The organism is Pantoea sp. UBA5923, assembly GCF_002431095.1.
In the GTDB taxonomy this organism is placed as follows: domain Bacteria; phylum Pseudomonadota; class Gammaproteobacteria; order Enterobacterales; family Enterobacteriaceae; genus Pantoea; species Pantoea piersonii.
In genome coordinates, this window is the sequence record NZ_DJDN01000068.1 from 4,217 (window position 1) to 4,970 (window position 754).

Consider the following 754-nt stretch of genomic DNA (forward strand, 5'->3'; position numbering starts at 1 on the left):
CTCGTCCAGCAGCAGCAGACGGGCGGGCTTATAGAGCGCACGCGCCAGCGCGATGCGCTGCGCCTGTCCTACTGAAAGCCCGGCGCCATCGTCGCCGACAGGCGTCTGTACGCCAGCAGAGAGTCGCGGCAGAAATTCGCTGACGCCGCACTCATCCAGCAAGGTGTCCAAATCGTCATCGCGACGTGCGCTGCCCATCACAATATTGTCGCGCAGGGTGTCGGCGGGCAACTGCGGATTTTGCCCAAGCCAGGCGATCTGCCGGTGCCAGTATGCGCGACCCATTTCGCGCAGCTCAACGCCGTTAATGCGAAGCGATCCCTGATAAGGCAGAAAGCCGAGGAGCACGTTCATCAGTACGGTTTTTCCCGCGCCGCTCTGGCCCACCAGCGCGACGCGCTGGCCAGCTTGCAGGCTAAAGCTGAGCGGGCCGCACAGGCGTTGGTTATCCACGCTCAGCGCAACCAGATCCTGCGCGACGATAGCGAGCGCCGCGTTGTCTGCCAGCTGCGCCGAGCCGTCAGGGCGTTCAGGCTGGGGACTCTCGCGCATAAAACGCTCAAGGGCGTCCGCGCCGCCGACCGCCTGCGCTTTCGCATGATAAAAAGCGCCGAGATCGCGCAGCGGCTGGAAGAATTCCGGCGCCAGGATCAGCGCGACGAAACCAGCAAACAGCGTTACGCCTTGTCCATACGCGCCGAAATGAAGCTCGCCGAGGTAGGAAAAGCCGAAGTAAACAGCGACGACCGCGATG

At 63.3% G+C, this 754-nt stretch carries 1 protein-coding gene; it reads right to left on the bottom strand.

Features of this window, described 5'->3' with window-relative positions; translation table 11 throughout:
* A partial coding sequence (locus tag B3797_RS16025) for an ATP-binding cassette domain-containing protein (RefSeq protein ID WP_311791581.1) occupies nucleotides 1-754 on the bottom strand: 754 nt, incomplete at both ends.